The following is a 716-nucleotide window of genomic DNA, read 5'->3' as shown; positions in this document are numbered from 1 at the left end:
AAAGCCGGGGGACGCGAACTGCAGCACCCGGCTGTGGGCGTCCACCGCAAACCGCTCCACCTGCGCCGCCACCAGACTGCTCACCCCGGCATGGGACACCACCACACCCTTCGGCCGCCCCGTCGACCCCGACGTGTAAATCACATAGGCCGGGTGAGCAGGAAGCAGCCGCTCCGCGCGCTGGCCCGCGGTCAGTTCACCGTCGTGCAGACCGGCCACCGCCGCGCTCACCGCGGGATCGTCGAGGACCACGAACGGGACGCCGATCAGCACCGGCACGTCGGAAGCGCAGACGTCCGACGTGACGACACATGCCGCACGCGAGTCGCGCAGCATGAACCTGATCCGCTCGGCCGGATACTCCGGGTCGATCGGCAGATAGGCCCCACCGGCCTTCAACACCCCGAGCCAGGCCACCACCAGATCGACGCCACGCTCCAGACACACCGCGACCACCGACTCCGGACCCACCCCATACCCAGCCAGATACCGGGCCAGCCGATTCGCCCGCCCATCCAACTCCGCATAGGTCACCTCGACACCGTCACCACAAACCGCCACCGCATCCGGAGTACGCACCACCTGCGCCGCGAACAACTCCGGAATCGTCACCGGCGCGACGTCGGTCGCGGTGTCGTTCCACTCCGACACGACCCTGCGACGCTCGTCCACACCCAGCGCATCCACGGCGCTCAGCCGCAGCGACGGATCGGCCA

1 protein-coding gene is annotated in these 716 nt (G+C 69.0%); it reads right to left on the bottom strand.

Features of this window, described 5'->3' with window-relative positions:
- The coding region (locus U9983_RS17170) for an AMP-binding protein (protein ID WP_322755006.1) at window positions 1–716 on the bottom strand (716 nt) is incomplete at both ends.

The sequence above is a fragment of the Protofrankia sp. Cas3 genome, from assembly GCF_963555955.1.
Classification (GTDB): Bacteria; Actinomycetota; Actinomycetes; order Frankiales; family Frankiaceae; genus Protofrankia.
Note: the sequence above shows the minus strand (reverse complement) of the source record. Positions and strands in the feature narration are given on the sequence as shown.